Origin of the sequence: Mesorhizobium sp. M1D.F.Ca.ET.043.01.1.1, assembly GCF_003952385.1 — a bacterium.
GTDB lineage: Bacteria > Pseudomonadota > Alphaproteobacteria > Rhizobiales > Rhizobiaceae > Mesorhizobium.
The window spans coordinates 1,541,084-1,557,211 of record NZ_CP034444.1 but is presented as its reverse complement, the minus strand read 5'-3'; the positions used below and the strand labels follow the sequence as shown (position 1 = coordinate 1,557,211).

Here is a 16,128-nt window from a genome sequence, read left to right as displayed (position 1 = left end):
TGTTGTTTGGCGGGCACCAAACATGTGCTAGGCTGGATCGTCCGGTGCGGTGAATTCGAAAACGTCCCGAACGTGATGCAGTTTACAGAGCGGGGGCTTCGATCCATCACACTGGCGGCCGCGTCCAGGAGGGGCACGACCCATGCCGAACGAACGTGCCACGGTTGTGCAGACGCCGGTTGGCGGCGATGTGCTGACCTTCACCCATCTCATCGGCCGCGATGAGATCAGCCGTTGTTTCGCCTATACCGTCGGCTTCGTCTCGAAGAGCCATGACGTCGATCCGCTGAAGATGCTGGGTGGCGTCGTCTCGGTCGAGGGTGAATCCGATCCGAAACGCTGGTTCAGCGGCCTCGTGTCGGATTTCAAGCTGACCCGCATCGAGGACCGGCTGGCCTTTTACGAGGCCGTCGTCAGGCCGTGGCTCTGGTTCCTCGGCAACACCACCGATTGCCGCATCTTCCAGAACATGACGGCGGTCGAGATCGTCGAGAAAATCTTCTCGAAATACGGCATCGCGAAATTCGAAAAGCGGCTGCAGGGGTCTTATCCTCAGCGCGAATATTGCGTGCAGTATGACGAGAGCGATCTGGACTTCGTGCAGCGGCTGATGGAGCACGAGGGCATTTTCTATTTCTTCGAGCATGACGAGGGCAAGCATACGCTGGTCCTCTGCGACGCGATGAGCAAGCTGAAGGCAGCACCTGGCTACGAGAAGGTGCTTTACAATTTCGAGGGGCAGGGCTCGCGGCGCGACGTCGAATACATCACCGAATGGATTCCAGGCAGTTCGGTGCGGCCGGGCGCCTATGCCCACACCGACTATGATTTCGAGAAGCCCGGCGCCGACCTGATGGCGAAGTCGGCCCAGCCGTTTAGCCATAAGGAAGCCTCCGGCGAGAATTACCGCCAGCCCGGAGCGCATCTCGATGTCGGGCGCGGCGACACGATTGCCGGGATCCGCCGCGAGGAGCTTCAGGCGGTGCATCAGCGCAGCACCGCGGTGGGCACCGTGCGCGGGCTCTTCTCCGGCTGCAAGTTCAAGCTGGAAAGTTTTCCGCGCGACGACCAGAACCAGGACTATCTGGTGGTCAGCGCAGAATACCGGCTGTTCGACCCCGGCTACCGGACCCAGAACGAGGCCCACAGCGAGAACTTCAAGGTGGTGCTCGGCGTGGCACCCACCAAATTGCCCTATCGGCCGCCGCGCATGACGCCGCGGCCGATCATGCGCGGGCCGCAGACAGCGACGGTGGTCGGTCCTTCCGGCGAAGAGATCTTCACCGACAAATATGCGCGGGTGAAGGTGCAGTTCCATTGGGACCGCCTGGGCAAGAAGGACCAGAATTCTTCCTGCTTCGTGCGCGTGTCGCAGACCTGGGCCGGCAGCGGCTGGGGCTTCATCCAGATCCCGCGCATCGGCCAGGAGGTCATCGTCGATTTCATCGAGGGCGACCCCGACCTGCCGATCATCACCGGCCGCGTTTACAACGCCGCCGAGATGCCGCCCTACGGGCTGCCGGGCAACGCCACGCAATCCGGCTGGAAGTCAAATTCCTCGAAGGGCGGCGGCGGTTACAACGAGCTGATGTTCGAGGACAAGGCCGGCTCCGAGCTGGTCAATTTCCAGGCCCAGAAGGACCACCACCTGCTGATCAAGCACGACCGCAACAAGACCGTGCAGCACGACCAGTCCGACCGCATCGACCACGACGCCAAGCATTCGGTGGGCCACAACCTCGACGAGGACGTCGGCAACAACAAGACGGTCAAGGTGGGTGTCGACCAGACGACGAATATCGGCAGCAACGATACCGAGACGGTGGGCGCGGACCGTTCGCTGACGGTGATGGCCAACGAGACCATCCACGTCGTGGCGAATTCGACGGAGAATATCGACGCCAACCATTCGCAGACGGTTGGGCTCAACCAGACGGTTACGGTCGGTGTCGCGCGCGTCGATACGGTGGGGGCGGCTGAAGCGCGAACGGTAGGCGCTTCGCAGACGAACACCATCGGTATAACCCGATCGGTCAGCGTGGGCACCAATCAGAGCCATGATATCGGGGCGGCAGATAGCTGGAACATCGGGGCGGCGCAAACCGTCAATGTTGGCGCGGATCAGAGCGTGACGGTCGGCAGTGCCCAGAGTTTCAACGTTGGCGCGGCGCGCAGCGCAAGTATCGCGGCGGACGATTCCACGACTGTCGGAGGTGCTCATTCGCTAAGTGTTGCCAAAGACAGTTCAATCAACGTCGACAAGAACAGTGCGATTTCGGTAACCAAGCAACTGGTGATTGATGTAGGCGACGAGATCCTGATTAAGTGCGGTTCGGCCAAAATCATGATGAAGAAAGATGGCACGATCGGTATTGAGGGCAAGGACATTTCAGTGAATGGATCGGGCAAGATCAACATTAAGGCTTCCAGCGACATCACGATGAAGGGCTCGAAGATCAGCGAGAATTGAGGTGCAGCCATGAGCGACGTTCGCGAACGCATTGACGGTGTGGTGATTGGCATCTTTCTCGGTTTCGATGACGCCGCTTCGCCGCTTGTGGTCTTTCCCGGCAATCCGGAAGCGACCGCTTTGCCGGCACGCAGCTTGACCGAATTGACATCCGATATGGTCGGCTCAGAGGTAGCTTTGTTGTTTCAGGAGGGCGATCCCATGAGACCACTGATTGTCGGACGCATTGTCGACCCAGTTCGCAAGATCACCGCGCCGGAGATCATTCGTGACGGAGAGCGCGTTCGCATCATAGGCGAAGAGCGGATCGAACTGCGTTGTGGCCTGGCGACGATCCTTATGGAAAAGGATGGTCGAATTACCATTCGTGGCACCTATGTGACCAGCCAGGCGAGCGCAGCCAATCGCATCCGTGGTGGCTCGATCGATCTCAACTGATGTCGGCCGCAACCCAGAAACAAAAATCGGGAAGCGCTCTGGGGAGGTCAATCGTTCCGGACGTCGTCAGGCAGCACGCAGAGCAAGCCGCGTTCTTCTGGGCGCAGCGCGATACGCTAATGCTGGACGATCCGCCAGACGTTCATGTCGTTGCCGGCGTCGACCGACGTTTGGAGGCCAACCTAGATGGTTTGCGCATCGCAGGTCCGGCCGCCTGGCCGTTCGTCGTCGCTTTACATGAGGATTTCCCAGAAAAGGGGGAACTGTTCATCTATGCGTGGATGGCGATCGAGCAAGGCGACGGCCATCGTGTAGTCGAGGCGGTGGAACTGGGTCGACAAAGCAAGGACGAAGCACGTGGGCTGGTCGGCGCGCTTGAATGGCACAAGCCGGAATCGATCGCCCCGCTGGTGCGGGGCTGGATTGGTGCGCAAGACGCGTTCAAGCGGTTCCTCGGCGTGTCGGCCTGCCTCAGACACGGCGTCGACCCGAAGCAACTGCTGGCGCGACTTGTCCGCGATCAGGATGCGCGCGTGCGCGCCATCAGCTTGCACCTTGCCGGCAAAATGAAACGAGCCGACCTTGGCAAGGAATTGCAGACTGCTCTGGAGGATGCCGAAGAGCAGCCGCGATTGTGGGCCGCGTGGGCGTTGGTTGAACTCGGTTCGGGCGACCTTGCCAGCCCCGAATTGCGAAAGGTGGCGGTCGGGGGCGGCCCCGATGCCATGACAGCGCTGCGCGCGGCGGTCAAGGCCGCGCCTGGCGAGGACGTGCGCTCATGGATGGGTCGATTGCTAAAATCACCTAAAACCGCACCTTTGGCGGTGCGCGGTGCCGGCATGCTGGGCGATCGGACCCTCCTTCACTGGCTGATCCACCAGATGCGCAATCCGGCGCTGGCGCCTGCGGCCGGTGCGGCATTTCTGGAACTCTTCCCGGAGGCACGCGGAGCAGATTTGTTTACCAGCGAACCAAGTCAGGTTGGCAGAGCCTTCCAGGATCACTTTGGCGACGATGTTGCGAAAGTACCATTCGCGGACAAAGTGAAGGATTGGGGCGCTGTTTCAAAGTTGTTGTCTGACTAGGCTGGTTGATAGAGCCGCTACGGCCCAAGGCTGACGGATCGAATTGGCGCCACATTTTGATGGATCCATTCCAACACATTCAAGAGGCTGTCGAGCGCGCTCTCGTCGGCGCGAATTGCTTCGATGAACCAGGCCACGTAATCGGCCTCTATATTCATGAGGTCTGGCCCAAGAAAGACAATGGATTCTGCGGGCTTGAACATCTCATTGGCGAATCCTCCCCGATGGGTCGCGAGCAGCCAGTCAGAAAGCGTGTCCACAACCCGGTCCGTTATCGCTTTGGGCTGTGGTGCCATCAGTTCAATTTCCAGATCTATGTCGTCGATCAGATCACCAATCTCAAGTTCGAAGGAATAGTGTGGCCATGGATCGGGAAATTGCGGTTCGTCGGTGCGGACCACCCTTTCATTGGCGGGCCACAGAATGGTTGCACGCTGCAACGGGATTATCTTTTCGTGAAGCCAATGCAGCATATTTGCCAGCACGAACAAGCCGGCCGGATCAACGACTAAGTCCCGAAAGCTTGCGCGTACCGTTGTCTCCTTCAGATCAGTCGTACATACAAGCGCCCGAGCCAAGCCTGGATCGTGCATAGCCCCTGACAATCCTCCACATTCCGCCAAGCCCTGAAATGCCCTCCAGATATCCGCAATTCCCGTGAGCGCCTGATTGTCAGGCGAGCGCGCCAGTACCAGATTGACCACCAACTCGCTTCGGTGACTGTTCGGCATAGCCGATAACGCAAAAGGCCTTTTCATCGGCATTCCGTTCAATGCCCTGGCCTATCAAAGCGATTTGGCCAGCGTGTTGCCAAATCGAGTTCGCCTGGTCCGAGCATCTCCAGTTCGATCCGCACAGGTTTGGTGATTTCGGCTAGCTTTTTCAGGCCCTCCACGTCGGTGGCGCCGCGGTTGACGTCGCCGACAATCGGCAGGTCCGCGGCACGTATGACCAGAGCCTCCCCTACATCGAACACCGCGAGTTCACTAGTTCTCTGTTGCCGTACCTGATCCTTTCCACCCAACTCTGCGAGGATGTCTGGGCCCAGGACAGTCAACCACGAAACATTGTAGACGCGACCTCGAGCCCAGATCCTTATCGCATCCTCAGGGACGTCAAACCCGGTATATCTCATTGCTCTGCGTGCGATGAATTCCAGTGCCTCGTTCGTAAATGTCATGAACAGGTGCTTGAATGCATAACCGCAATAGCCGGAATCCGGGGCCCGGATGCTGACAAGTCGTGCAAAGAAATCGGCAAGCCGCTCTGCAGCTGGTGGCTCCGCAAACTCCATCGGAAACTCCAGATGAAGGATATTCGCTTCCCTGTCGAAAAAATCATCGTCTAGGGGGCCCGCTTTAAAGTGTGCGCCATAGTCGCCGACATTGCCTGCGGGCTCCTGGCCAAAATGAAACTCTGAATAATTTCCTTCCCCAACGTCCAGCAAGTTGGAAAATACAGAGTTGAAAGTACGTTGAGTCGCTTTCTTCCAGATGCCGCTGTCAGCCAGGTAAGTTTGCAAGGCGCCATCGGGGATAAATTTGATATACTCCTCAAGAATTTTGGCCACATCAGGACCGATCACGTCAGCGGTATCAGCGTATATCAGGCAAATTGACAAACCAGGACGTACGATCGTGTAATCACCATCTGCCGTATCTATGGTAAATGTGAGGTCGCTATTCTTCATTGGTTCAGCCTACTTCTTACAGCGCTTGTTTGTCAAAAGTTCTGGAGGATTCTTTACCTTCGGATTCTGCTTTGCTCCAAGTTTGATCGTCCGAGTCCTTTGATCTTGTTTGATAATCTTGCCTTTCTTATTCTTTTTCGCAGGCGTCCAGCTAGTGTCGGCTGTCCCCTGCGATGGTTTCTTCCTCTTTCCACCCTTGGTCTTTCCAGTGGGCGTTCCTGCGGGGCACCTGAACTTGTATTCTATAAACCTGTTGGTCGACCCGTCGGGATTAAGCATGGCGGCATCAGGAAAAATCTTCCCCGAGATGCCCGCGAAATAGTCCTTCGCTTCCATCCCAGGCGGCCATTCGCGAGACGCGCTTGGGTCATGCTTCCCGGTCTTCTCATCATACCCCTTCTCCGGGTCAAACTTCGGTTCTCCACCTACCTTTTTTACGGCGTCGTCACAGCATTTGTGTTTGGCATCTCCGAGTGCCTTGCAATTCATCATCTTCTGGTTTGACGCCTTGAGCTGTGCCTGTTTGGCGTCCACCTGACGGTTGCATTCACAAAGGATGTCTTTCAGTTTTTGGATTCCGCGCGCAGCGACAGCCGGGTCGAGGTCTCCCGCCAAATTCACTGTATTCTTGTCGTTGTGGAACTTCTTGTCGGTATGGCGGCAGGCATTCTTGCCATCCATCTTCACATCGAACGAATAGGTGATCCAGTCCGTTGCCTTTTTGAAGACGTTAGACTTCACGCCGCCGACGGTGCCGGGTTCGTCGCCGGTGCTCATGCCGTACTGCGAGCCCTTGATGGCGATCATCTTGCCGCCCTTGGCAAAAACGGTCGTCGTTCCGTCCTGCAGGGTCCCTTGGTTTGCGAAATTGGGATACGGCATCGGCACCGGACCGCCAGGGGTTGGCGTCTTGCAGACGTCGGGTATCGTCGCGATCGAAATGCCTATCGTTCCCTTGTAGGTCAGACCGAGGCTGTTGACGACAATGTGCGTGGGCATCAGGCTCTCCTCGGTCCGCCCAGCAACACAGCCGCACGGGAGCCATTTTCCGACCCTGCCCAGATCAGGGAAAGAGACGCGTTCTGATAGTTGCGCGCTTCCGCCTCGGTAACCAGACTGACAAACAAAGGGCCGGATGCTGCGCCGACATCGCCCCAACAATCGGCTGGCGTTTCGAAGTCCGCCGCATTCTCGAAGCGACCCGGATTGCGGATCACAGCGAAGCCGTATTCATTGCCGCGATAGCGTTCGCCGTTCATGTCGCAAATGATTCGACCAACCGGATCGATAGGTGCATTTTCGAATAGAAAGCGGAAAGCCGCGCCTAGTCCTTCGCCGAGCACGACTGTCTCGGTCTTGATCCTGTTTTCTTCGTTTGCTGTAGAGGCCCCGACGACCTCAAGGAGAGGCCGCAGCCCATACCTCTGTGCTGTGGTCAACGTCGTCAGCAAACAGAATCCTGCCGCCTCCCCGGGGCAGAAGCCGTAGATATTGCCCTCGGAATGGAGCTGCTCGTTTTCGTCAAGCCACTCCAACGTTTCCGGCTCCAGATAGGTATCGACCCCGCCTGCCAAACAAAACTCGACTTTGTCATCTCGCAGTGTTTTGCAGGCGTGGTAAATTGCCAGAAGTCCTCCCGCGTGGCCGCGCGCGGTCGACCCACCACCTTCGAGGATAGCGTGCTGCGCCAATTGACTGCGTAACTTGGCGTTAACCTGCGCAGCGAAACCCTCCGGCTGTCCTGGCCGAGCCTCACCGGTCGAGAGGATCAGCGAAACCGATGCTGCCTGCCGCACAGCTAGCAAGGGCCGCAACGCGTCGAAGGCAGGTGAGACCGCGATTTCCACCGCGCGGGCAGGGCCAGTAACGGTCACCGCGATACCGGTATCACGCGTCACCTTCATTCGCTCGCCAAACCGGTCGATCATATAGGGATGGTCCTGTATGGCAGAGATACCGGCACGGACCGCGGCGGCACTTGAGGCTGCGTCAAAGCCAAGCGGGGTACGCGCTCCCACGCCGACAACGACAATCGTGTTTCCTTTGGCCATCATTCGTCTTCGTCTGCCAGCCACACGCCAGTCGCTGCAACAGTTGGAGAAATCCCGGTGCGCTCGCGAATGCTGAGTGTCGTCTGCTTCAGGCGCTCCTCGTCGAACGGCACCGGCAGTGCCGACATCCATGTGATCGAGAACTGCCTGAGATCGGGCTTGATGCGAAGCGTGTGAATGACGGCTTCGCCGTTCTTGCGATCCGGGCGGTTGTAGAACTCCGTGTTCATGTCAAAGGTGATGCGCGGCAGCAGGAATTGCCAGAAACCGTCCTCCGTGAAGTTGCCCAGTCGGACGGCCTCGTAACCAATCAGCGGAGTTTTGGTTTGCTGATCCTCCGGGGCACATTGGAAGTATCTACGGCTGAAATCGAGAGGCAGAAGGGGATCGCGGGTTTTCTCCCACTCCTCGCCGTATGTGCCTGCATATTTCATGCGCGGCAGCCAATGCCGTGCTACCGGGCCGAAGCCGGCGGGCTTGCCGCTTCTGTGATCGCGATAGGGAGCATCAGGATACTCGAAATTGGGCCCGGTCCTGCCAATCAACCGGTGCGGATCGACGGCAAATCCGGTGCCGACAGGATTACGCTGGTCCCAGTCCGGCTTGGATGCGTCTGCATCCGTGCCACCATACGTTCGGCGCCAACTGATCGGTATTTTGGTGAATGGCTCTGCCCGGCTCATCCGCACCGACACAGGCCCAGGCATGAACACGCGATCACCCACCACGTTGAGGGTCTTGTCCAGATCGCCGACCTTTATGCGCGCGGCGCTCTCGACATTCGGGCGGCCACCAGGCGCATAGACATGTCCTTCGACCAGAATGTCGGTATGCCTTTTCTCAAGATTGAGATCTGTCTCGTCGAGAAGCTCGTTTGGATCCGCGCCATATACGGGCGCGAGGTTCACCGGCGACTGCTCCTTCAAAAGCCGCTGTTTCCCATTGGGATCGATCTCGAAGGATGCCTTGATCGCGACTAGCCAGACCTCATGCCCGTGCTCGTCACGCGTCCAGCTTTCCTGGGCGGCGAACGGCGTGTCGTTGGACAGAATCCACATTCGTACCTTTGCCTCCCTAGGCGATGGCCAAGTAAGGGGGCGCAACGATAAGAGCTTCTGGTCGTGAGCCCTCCGTCCGCGTGGCAGATTGAGCGTCGTCAAATGATCTCTGCATCAGCTGGTCTCCCAGCTTGCCACGAAGATTTGCTCGACCGTTTTTTGCGGCGCCTGCGGATCGACGTCGAAAATATCCGTGCGCGCGGTCCACATGACGAGGTCGTCGATGATGTCGCTGTCCTGTTTGGCGGCCGGCAAGGGCAGGGCCGTCAGGGCGGCATCCAGTTCGTCGGGGGTCAGCTCACCCCGCTGCGCGCCGAAGGCGGCGTTTTCGATGCCTTCGAACCAGACATCGGCATAAGCAAGCTTCAGGGGCGCTTCGGCAAGCCGCGCCACGATGCTCAGCGGGAACTGCCGCCCCACCCGGTCGGCGCTCTGCACGACGATACCCGCAGAGGCGCCGAAGGAGGCCGGGCCGGCCACGAAGCGCAAGGCGGTATCCGTTGGCCAGGCTTCGAGCCCGAACAGCGGCACGATATGCTGCGCCAGCCAGCGGTCCCAGACGCGCACGAAATCTCCTGCCAGACGCCGCGTCACGAAATCGCCGGCGGCGGGCATCTTTCCGTAGAAGCCGGGCACGTTCAGATCTGCGGTGGACATGTGAACTTCTTGAACATCTCGAGCGTGTAGGGGTTCTCGACGCTGGCTGCCTTGAGCTCGAAGTCGGCATACATGCCTTTCGTGCCGAGCCGCAGGCTGTAGACGTCGGAAAGCTTGGTTCCGTTGAACTTGCCGCCGCGCAGCATCCTCAGCCACGCCCAGCTGCCGGTTTCGTTGAGCATCACCTCGGGCGAGCCGTCGACCGGCTGGAAGGCGAGCGAGATGACGCCTGTCCCGTCCTTGCCCGGCCATGTCATCGGCTGCGGCCGGGTCGCGTTGTTGTAGTAGACGAGATTCTGGCCATCGAGGTTGAGCGTCACGCGCGCCACGTTGGGCGACAGGTCCTTGGGCTCCAGCGTGAAGTTCATCACCGGGCCGGTGCCGCCGGGAAAGAGGTCGTCGCGGATGTGCCTTGCCTGCTCGAACGCCGCCAGCGCTGCGGCATCGAGGCCGAAGTCGGCGCGCCATTTCCACGGCTGGCTGGCAGTGTCGACATAGTTGATCAGATGGTCGTTGATGAAGGCGTCGATCAGCCCGGCGGGCCCGAACAGGCGCTGGAAGTCGCGCACGTTGACGTCCACCGCGCTCTCTGGGCTGAACGGATAGCGGTTGTTGAGCGCCGCCTGGCAGAAGGGCAGGATGTCGGCGCGCCAGATGGCGTTGAGCTCGTTGGTGACGGCCTTCTGCGACAGGCCGCTGGTGTCGCCGGCGATGCCGCCAAGCCAGTCGTTGATCGGCGAGGGCAGGATCTGCGCCTGGCGGGCCACCGCGCCCGTCAGCTCGGCGAGGCCGCCCTGCTTCTTGATGGCGTCCTGCGGGTCGGGATTGGCCGTCACCGTCTGCAAGACGTTGGACAGCGCCGTCAGCGCCACCACGGCGGCGTCGAGCGCCGGCGGCTGGCCGTCGACCTCGGCGATCGTGCCCTTCAGCGGCTTGAAATGCTCGGCCACCAGGCTGCCGGTCATGTCGACCTGATCGGCCGAGCCCGCGCGCGGCAGGAGCTTTGCCCCGGTCTTCACCACCTTGCCCAATTTGCCGAGCTTGGAGAGCAGCTTCGAGCCGGTCTTCGCGGCGCCGCCCTTGTCGTCGGCCGGCGCCTCGTCGGACCGGGTCAGGTCCGTCTCCTGCACCACCGCCTTCAGCAACCGCTTCAGCGCGGAATCGGCGCTCGAAAGGTCCTTGAGGTTTTCGCTGGCGACATTGAGGTCGCTCAGCGGCGCCAGCCGCATGTCGCGCAGGAAGCTGTCCCACTGCGCGATGTAGTCGTCGTAGTAGAGCTTCAGAATGTCTTCGGACAGCGCCGACACCGAGGTCTCCGAGTTCTCCGAGCAGCCGCCGGCGAACACCGCCCGGTCGAGCGCAGCCTGCGCCGCCACATCCTCGACCCGGTCGAGAACCGCGTCATGGAAACCGGCATAGGTGAAGGCGCCGGAAACGCCGACGCGCAGCGTCTTGTCGGAGCGGCGCGCGAACACCTTGGCGCCGTTCGGGCCGGCGAAATTGGCGGGCACCCATTCCTTGACTGCCGCGACTTCCGGGTCGGCGAGCAACTGCTTGTAGGCGCGCTCCGGTAGCGAGATCGTGCACACTGTCTTCAGCGCCTCTGCGACCAGCTCCTTGTCCGGGGCGATGTAGCTGTCGTCGACCGCCATGCGGCGGATCGCGGCAAGCTGGTGCTCTTCGGCATCGGCGGTCGGGAAGGGCGGGGCGGGGGCGAATTCCGGCAGGCTGTTCACCCACCAGTTCTGCGCGAAGTCGGTGTCCATCTGCGACAGGCCGGTCATCATGCGATAGGTCTTCAGCGCACCGAGCATGAAATCCGGATCGCGGATCTGCCGCCACATCGTCGCTTCGAGCAGCGCCACCATATGCGGCTCGAGCACGTTGCGCAGCGCGTGGTCGTAGGTGTCGGTCTGCGCCCGCACGAGTTCCGCCGAGGCCGTCGGGCCGAGCAAATTGTGGACGGCATCCGGCGGCGGCGTGCGCGCCGTCGCCACCGCGTCCATCGCCGCCAGCGCGCCATCCATGGTCGGTTGCTCGACCGCGGCCGGCATGGCGGCAACATCGGTCAGCGGCGCCTGCAGCGCCTCGAACTGGCCGGCCTGCTCGGTGATCGCATTGCGGTTGTCGAGATAGGACCAGGTGAACAGCCCACCGGCGAGCAGGGCGGCCAGAGTGCAAGCTGCGGCCGCGCCGCGCCAGATCCAGGCGCGGCGGCGCTGCGCCAGCGGGTCGAACGTGCCGAGGCCCGCTTCCTTGAAGATGACCTCGGTCAGGAGATTCCTGAGGAAGAAGCTGCGCTTCTCGACGCGCGGCGCCAGCATCGCGCGGCGCGGCGGCAGTCCGAAGGAGGAAGACAGCGCCGCCGTCAGCCGGTCGATGGGCGCGCCTTCCTGCGTCGCCGACGTCAGATAGAGGCCGCGCAGCCAGGCCGCCTCTTCATAGCGGCTCTCGCCGAACATCGCCTCGATCAGCACCTGGATCGGCTCGGAAAGGCTGGCGAGTTGGGCCGGGAAGCGGAAGATTTCCGCGCGCGAACCAAGCTTGTCCTCGTCCTCCAGCCGCGGCACCAGCCGCCGTTCCAGTTCAGCGGCGAGCGTGGCGATTTCCTTCTCGATGGTCTTGGCATCGACGCGGGCGTCGAGCGGAAAGGTCGTTCCCCACACCTGCTCGCGCGCTGTGGTCGACAGGCCGCCGAAGAAGGCTTCGAACCCCTTGATCAGGTCGGCCTTGGTCAGCATCAGGTAGACGGGAAGGCGGATTTCGAGGCGGTCGTTCAGCTCGGCCAGCCGGCGGCGGATTTTTCGGCCGTGCGCCTTGATCGCCTCGTCGCCCTCCGACAGCGCGTCGATCGACAGCGCAACGATCACGCCGTTGAGTGCTCGCCGGCCCCGGTGCTTCTTCAAAAGATCGAGGAAGCCAAGCCATTCCGTTGCATCGACATCCGGCTGGCTCTCCTGCTGGACGTAGCGGCCGGCGGTGTCGATCAGCACCGCGTTCTCCGAAAAGAACCAGTCGCAGTTGCGCGTGCCCCCGACCCCCTGCAGGTCGTCGGTGAGGTCGATCGGGAAGTTGAGACCGGATTGCCGCAGCGCCGTCGTCTTGCCGGTGGCCGGCGGGCCGACGATCACATACCACGGCATCTCGCGCAGGAATTTTCTGCCGCCGAGCTTGCGCCGCTTGAGCTCGGCCATCACCTCGCCGAACTTGGCGCCGACCGCCGCGACGCTTTCCTCGCCGGGCGTGAGCTGCTTTTCCTGGACAGGCGCGGCGATCTCGGCCACGAACATGCGGTTGGCGCGGATCGCGCGGCGCTGCGCAATGATCAGCCAGATCAGCCACAGGATGATCAGCCCGGCGATGATGGCGATGCGCACATTGTCGGAATCGAACGGCGCATAGGGCCCGACCTGGACGATCGGGCCAAACACCCAGATCAGCAGCGAAAGCAGCGCGATGCCGATCAGCGTCCACAGGAAGCGCGAGGTGAGAACCGCCCAGAGGAAGCGCAGGATGAACATCAGAGCCTCTTCTCGACCAGGACCTCGACGCGGCGGTTGAGCGCGCGGCCCTCGCGCGTGGAGTTGTCGGCCGCCGGATCGGTCTCGGCGCGGCCTTCGGAATGGATGCGCTCCTGCGGCACGCCGGCTTTCACCAGAAGGTCGGCTATGGTTTCGGCGCGCGCTTCCGAAAGCCGCTGGTTGCTCGACAGCGGATTGGATTTTTGCAGGCGCACATTGTCGGTATGGCCGACGACGGTGATGTTTCCGATCAGCTCCTGATTGGCGAGGATCACCTTGGCGATCGACTCGACCAGCGGCTCGTAGCCCGGGGTAAGCGTCGCGCGCGACGACTGGAACAGTTCGGGGTTGGAAGACTGGACGACGAGCTTGGCCAGCGACACGCTCTCGGTGCCGCTCAGCGCGCCCTTGAGGTTGTCCGGCGCCTCCGCCTTGAATTCCGGCAGCAGCGCGAAATCGACCGGCTGCGGCGGTTCGGGTTCGGGAGCATCCGGTTTGGGTGCGGCGCGCGTAACGTCGCCGCGCGCGGGCGGCGGCAGGGTGCGGACCAGCGCGGAGAGCTCGACCGCCTGGCTGCTCAACCCCATCGACAGACCGGCATAAGCGGCGGCGGCGATCACCACGGCCGCCAGCGCCATCACCCAGATCGGCACGATGAAGCGCTGCGGCTCGTCGGAGGCGATCACGCCTTTCCAGTTCGGCGACAGCGGCGCGTCTTCGGCGTCGGCATTGCGCAGGAAGCGGGCCGCAGCCACCCGAACCGCATTGAGCGAGCGGTCGCCGGCGCGGCCGGGCACGCGATACTTGCCGCGGAAGCCGAGCGCCAGGCAGTAATATTGCAGCTCGAGCATTTCGCGGTCGCGGTTCGGGTGCCGCTCCAGCTCGTCGAGACGCGAGAAGAACTGCGTGCCGGCATCGACGTCGCCGCGCAGCATGACCACCAGCGGCTGGCGCGGCCAGGCGCTGGCGCCGCCCCAGGGCGTGTTGAGCGCGAGGTCGTCGAGCAAGGCCGCCACCGCCCAGGCCGCCTGGTCGGCGCGCTCCAGCGAGGAGCCAGCGCCAACAGCGGCGTCGCGCGCCCGCACCAGCTCGTCGAGCAGGCGCGTGCGCATCGCTTCCGGATTCTCTGGCGCAAGCGCGCTTTCGAGCTCCGGCGCGAATTCGAGCAGCGGCGCGAAGGTGTTGATCAGCGTGTTGGGATGGGCGCGCGCCCGCTTCACCGGTGCGCCCGGCGCCAGCGGCGCCATCGGCCGGGGCGCGGCGCCCGTCAGCCTGATGCGCGTGCGTTCGCGATCCTCCGACAGTCCGAAAGGATCATCCCGGCTCATGGCCTCACCTGTTCACCGAATAGCAGTCGACCTGCGGCTCGCTCGGTAGCACACCGGAAACGCCGATGACGAAACCGGGGGCGTCGAGCAGCGAGGCCCAATGCTCGCTCTTCTGGTCCAGCTCCAGGCACAGCCGGTCGCCGTCGTAGGGAATCTCGCGCGGTTGCGAATGGAGCGGCTTCAGGGGGATGCCGGGCAGGCGCGATTTCCACAGGCCTTCGAACTGGTCCGCCGAGCCGACCGTCGCCTGGTTGACGAAGATCTTGCGCAGCGCGTCTTCCGACAGCTCGGAGCCGACGCGGATGACGATGCGGCTGGCGACCAGAAGCTTCGGATTGTCGATGCGCACCTTCCAGACATTGGTCGCGTGCCGCATGACCGGCAGCGCGCGCGATTTCGGCTCGATGTAGCGCAGGCTGAGGATCAGCGAGCGCAAGGCGTCGGCAAGCGCCATATAGGCCGGGCCGGGCGCCATGTGGTCATAGGCCGGCAGCTCGCCGAGCCGGCGCGAGCTGGAGCCATAGGTCGCCATTTCGCCGGCAAGACCGGCAAGCTCGAGATAAAGCTCGGCCGGATGGAAGACGTCCTGCGCCAGCATATGCGCAAGCCGCGGCCGCGCCGCGTTGGCGAGATGAAGCGTCAACAGGTCCTCGACGCTGCGGCCAGGGCCGCCCATCACCATCTTGCCGTGCGCCTCGGCGATCTGGTCGAGACCGGTGACGACCTCCTGCAGCAATTGCCGGTACCAGGCGACGGCGCCGGTGATCAGCGTCGGCGGCAGGAAGGTCTCGTCGAGCGAGACGCCGCCGTCGGCGCGAATGCCCTTGATGTCGGCGATCGGCAGCGCCGTGTAGCCGCCGACCGATTTGCCGGGCGCAAGCAGCACCGCCTGCGGCCGGGCGATCTCGATCTCTTCCGGATCGGCGCCGCCCTGCACGGCATCGCGCACCGGGACGATCTTGCCGTGATAGCGCGCGCCGGTCGAGGCGGCATGCGCCGGGTCGAAACCGACGCCGCCGGGCGGCTCGAGCGGCAGGGCGACCAGCACCGGGCCGGCGCCTGTGTCGGCCGTGACCGGCAACGGCTTCGGCGCATCCATGGTCTCCGGAATGGCAAAGGGCGTGCCGTCCGGGAAGATGCCCCGCGCCGACACGATTGAGACCTGGCCGACATCGAGCAGCGATTGGTCGAGCGTCAGCTGCTGGAAACCGAACGTGTGGAGCTGGCCCGCCTGCAACGCGCCGCGCACCATCGCCTCGAAGAAACGGTCCTGCTGCTGAAAGTGCTGGGTCCTCAAGAAGAGACCCTCGGACCACAGCACCCTGTTTGCGTCGCTCATGCCGCTGCTCTCTGCACTGCCAAATGTTGCCGCTTCGTCAGGCGGAAATACCGCCGCTGCCGAGGCTGACGTTGATGGTGAATTTCGATCCCGGCGACACAGACTTGGTCGTGCGCCAGTTCCTGCCGCCAGGTTCGCGGATCAGGGCGACGAAGCCGAGCGCCGTCGCGTTAGGCTCGACCGTGATAGTCTTGGCCGCCGTCTTGCCTGGCGCGACGGAGATCGCGTCGGATCCGATGAGGTCGGCGCCGAGCGCCGAGCCCGCATCGCCCTGCAGCGCGAAATAGTCGGCCGAATTGAACTTGCCCGTGCTGGCAAGCCGCATCACCAGCACGGTCACCGGCCTGTCACCGCCGCCCGGTCCAGGATTCATGCCGGCGCCACCGGTCACGTTGACCGAGATGACCGATGGTTTCGGCGGGCCGCTCTGACAAGCCGCAAGCAGCCCCGTCGCGCCGAGGGCAACGATGAATTCGCGTCGATCGATCATG

13 protein-coding genes are annotated in these 16,128 nt (G+C 62.3%); 3 read left to right on the top strand and 10 right to left on the bottom strand.

The window, feature by feature from the left end:
- The first annotated feature begins 142 nt into the window (after positions 1-142).
- The 3 genes from tssI to EJ067_RS07820 are packed head-to-tail and all read left to right on the top strand — an operon-like array spanning position 143 to position 3,993.
- Entirely contained in the window at positions 143-2,470 is a 2,328-nt protein-coding gene (tssI, locus tag EJ067_RS07830) for a type VI secretion system tip protein TssI/VgrG (protein ID WP_126085444.1), read from the top strand.
- A gap of 9 nt (positions 2,471-2,479) precedes the next feature.
- Positions 2,480-2,908, top strand: coding sequence for a DUF6484 domain-containing protein (locus tag EJ067_RS07825; RefSeq protein ID WP_126085443.1), 429 nt, complete (start codon positions 2,480-2,482; stop codon positions 2,906-2,908).
- The gene (locus EJ067_RS07820) at positions 2,908-3,993 is read left to right on the top strand and encodes a hypothetical protein (RefSeq protein ID WP_126085442.1); all 1,086 of its coding nucleotides are present in this window, start codon (positions 2,908-2,910) and stop codon (positions 3,991-3,993) included. Before EJ067_RS07825 ends, EJ067_RS07820 begins: the two co-directional genes overlap by 1 nt.
- A gap of 17 nt (positions 3,994-4,010) precedes the next feature.
- Here the strand turns inward: EJ067_RS07820 and EJ067_RS07815 are convergent, their stop codons facing one another.
- From EJ067_RS07815 to tssJ, 10 genes are all read right to left on the bottom strand, one after another.
- Positions 4,011-4,751, bottom strand: coding sequence for a hypothetical protein (locus tag EJ067_RS07815; RefSeq protein WP_126085441.1), 741 nt, complete (start codon positions 4,749-4,751; stop codon positions 4,011-4,013).
- A gap of 11 nt (positions 4,752-4,762) precedes the next feature.
- Positions 4,763-5,683, bottom strand: a complete 921-nt coding sequence (locus tag EJ067_RS07810) for a type VI immunity family protein (RefSeq protein ID WP_126085440.1) — start codon at positions 5,681-5,683, stop codon at positions 4,763-4,765.
- Positions 5,684-5,692: 9 nt separating this feature from the next.
- Positions 5,693-6,682, bottom strand: coding sequence for a DUF4150 domain-containing protein (locus EJ067_RS35135; RefSeq protein ID WP_245468202.1), 990 nt, complete (start codon positions 6,680-6,682; stop codon positions 5,693-5,695).
- Positions 6,682-7,737, bottom strand: a complete 1,056-nt coding sequence (locus EJ067_RS07800) for a beta-ketoacyl synthase N-terminal-like domain-containing protein (RefSeq protein WP_245468201.1) — start codon at positions 7,735-7,737, stop codon at positions 6,682-6,684. Before EJ067_RS07800 ends, EJ067_RS35135 begins: the two co-directional genes overlap by 1 nt.
- Entirely contained in the window at positions 7,734-8,792 is a 1,059-nt protein-coding gene (locus EJ067_RS07795) for a DUF2169 domain-containing protein (protein WP_126085439.1), read from the bottom strand. Before EJ067_RS07795 ends, EJ067_RS07800 begins: the two co-directional genes overlap by 4 nt.
- A gap of 114 nt (positions 8,793-8,906) precedes the next feature.
- Complete coding sequence (gene tagF / locus EJ067_RS07790; protein WP_245468200.1) at positions 8,907-9,428, bottom strand: type VI secretion system-associated protein TagF; 522 nt, start codon at positions 9,426-9,428, stop codon at positions 8,907-8,909.
- A 2-nt stretch (positions 9,429-9,430) separates the two neighbouring features.
- Complete coding sequence (gene tssM / locus EJ067_RS07785) at positions 9,431-12,970, bottom strand: type VI secretion system membrane subunit TssM (RefSeq protein ID WP_126085437.1); 3,540 nt, start codon at positions 12,968-12,970, stop codon at positions 9,431-9,433.
- A complete protein-coding gene (gene tssL, locus EJ067_RS07780) occupies positions 12,970-14,298 on the bottom strand; it encodes a type VI secretion system protein TssL, long form (protein WP_126085436.1) in 1,329 nt (442 codons plus the stop codon). Before tssL ends, tssM begins: the two co-directional genes overlap by 1 nt.
- A gap of 4 nt (positions 14,299-14,302) precedes the next feature.
- Positions 14,303-15,637, bottom strand: coding sequence for a type VI secretion system baseplate subunit TssK (gene tssK / locus EJ067_RS07775; RefSeq protein WP_126085435.1), 1,335 nt, complete (start codon positions 15,635-15,637; stop codon positions 14,303-14,305).
- 37 nt (positions 15,638-15,674) lie between these two features.
- Complete coding sequence (tssJ, locus tag EJ067_RS07770) at positions 15,675-16,127, bottom strand: type VI secretion system lipoprotein TssJ (RefSeq protein WP_126085434.1); 453 nt, start codon at positions 16,125-16,127, stop codon at positions 15,675-15,677.
- Position 16,128: the final 1 nt, after the last annotated feature.

Coding starts and splice junctions, on each gene's coding strand:
- tssI (WP_126085444.1), top strand. CDS start 143: ATGCCGAACGAACGTGCCACGGTTGTGCAGACGCCGGTTGGCGGCGAT.
- EJ067_RS07825 (WP_126085443.1), top strand. CDS start 2,480: ATGAGCGACGTTCGCGAACGCATTGACGGTGTGGTGATTGGCATCTTT.
- EJ067_RS07820 (WP_126085442.1), top strand. CDS start 2,908: ATGTCGGCCGCAACCCAGAAACAAAAATCGGGAAGCGCTCTGGGGAGG.
- EJ067_RS07815 (WP_126085441.1), bottom strand. CDS start 4,751: ATGAAAAGGCCTTTTGCGTTATCGGCTATGCCGAACAGTCACCGAAGC.
- EJ067_RS07810 (WP_126085440.1), bottom strand. CDS start 5,683: ATGAAGAATAGCGACCTCACATTTACCATAGATACGGCAGATGGTGAT.
- EJ067_RS35135 (WP_245468202.1), bottom strand. CDS start 6,682: ATGCCCACGCACATTGTCGTCAACAGCCTCGGTCTGACCTACAAGGGA.
- EJ067_RS07800 (WP_245468201.1), bottom strand. CDS start 7,737: ATGATGGCCAAAGGAAACACGATTGTCGTTGTCGGCGTGGGAGCGCGT.
- EJ067_RS07795 (WP_126085439.1), bottom strand. CDS start 8,792: ATGTGGATTCTGTCCAACGACACGCCGTTCGCCGCCCAGGAAAGCTGG.
- tssM (WP_126085437.1), bottom strand. CDS start 12,970: ATGTTCATCCTGCGCTTCCTCTGGGCGGTTCTCACCTCGCGCTTCCTG.
- tssL (WP_126085436.1), bottom strand. CDS start 14,298: ATGAGCCGGGATGATCCTTTCGGACTGTCGGAGGATCGCGAACGCACG.
- tssK (WP_126085435.1), bottom strand. CDS start 15,637: ATGAGCGACGCAAACAGGGTGCTGTGGTCCGAGGGTCTCTTCTTGAGG.
- tssJ (WP_126085434.1), bottom strand. CDS start 16,127: ATGATCGATCGACGCGAATTCATCGTTGCCCTCGGCGCGACGGGGCTG.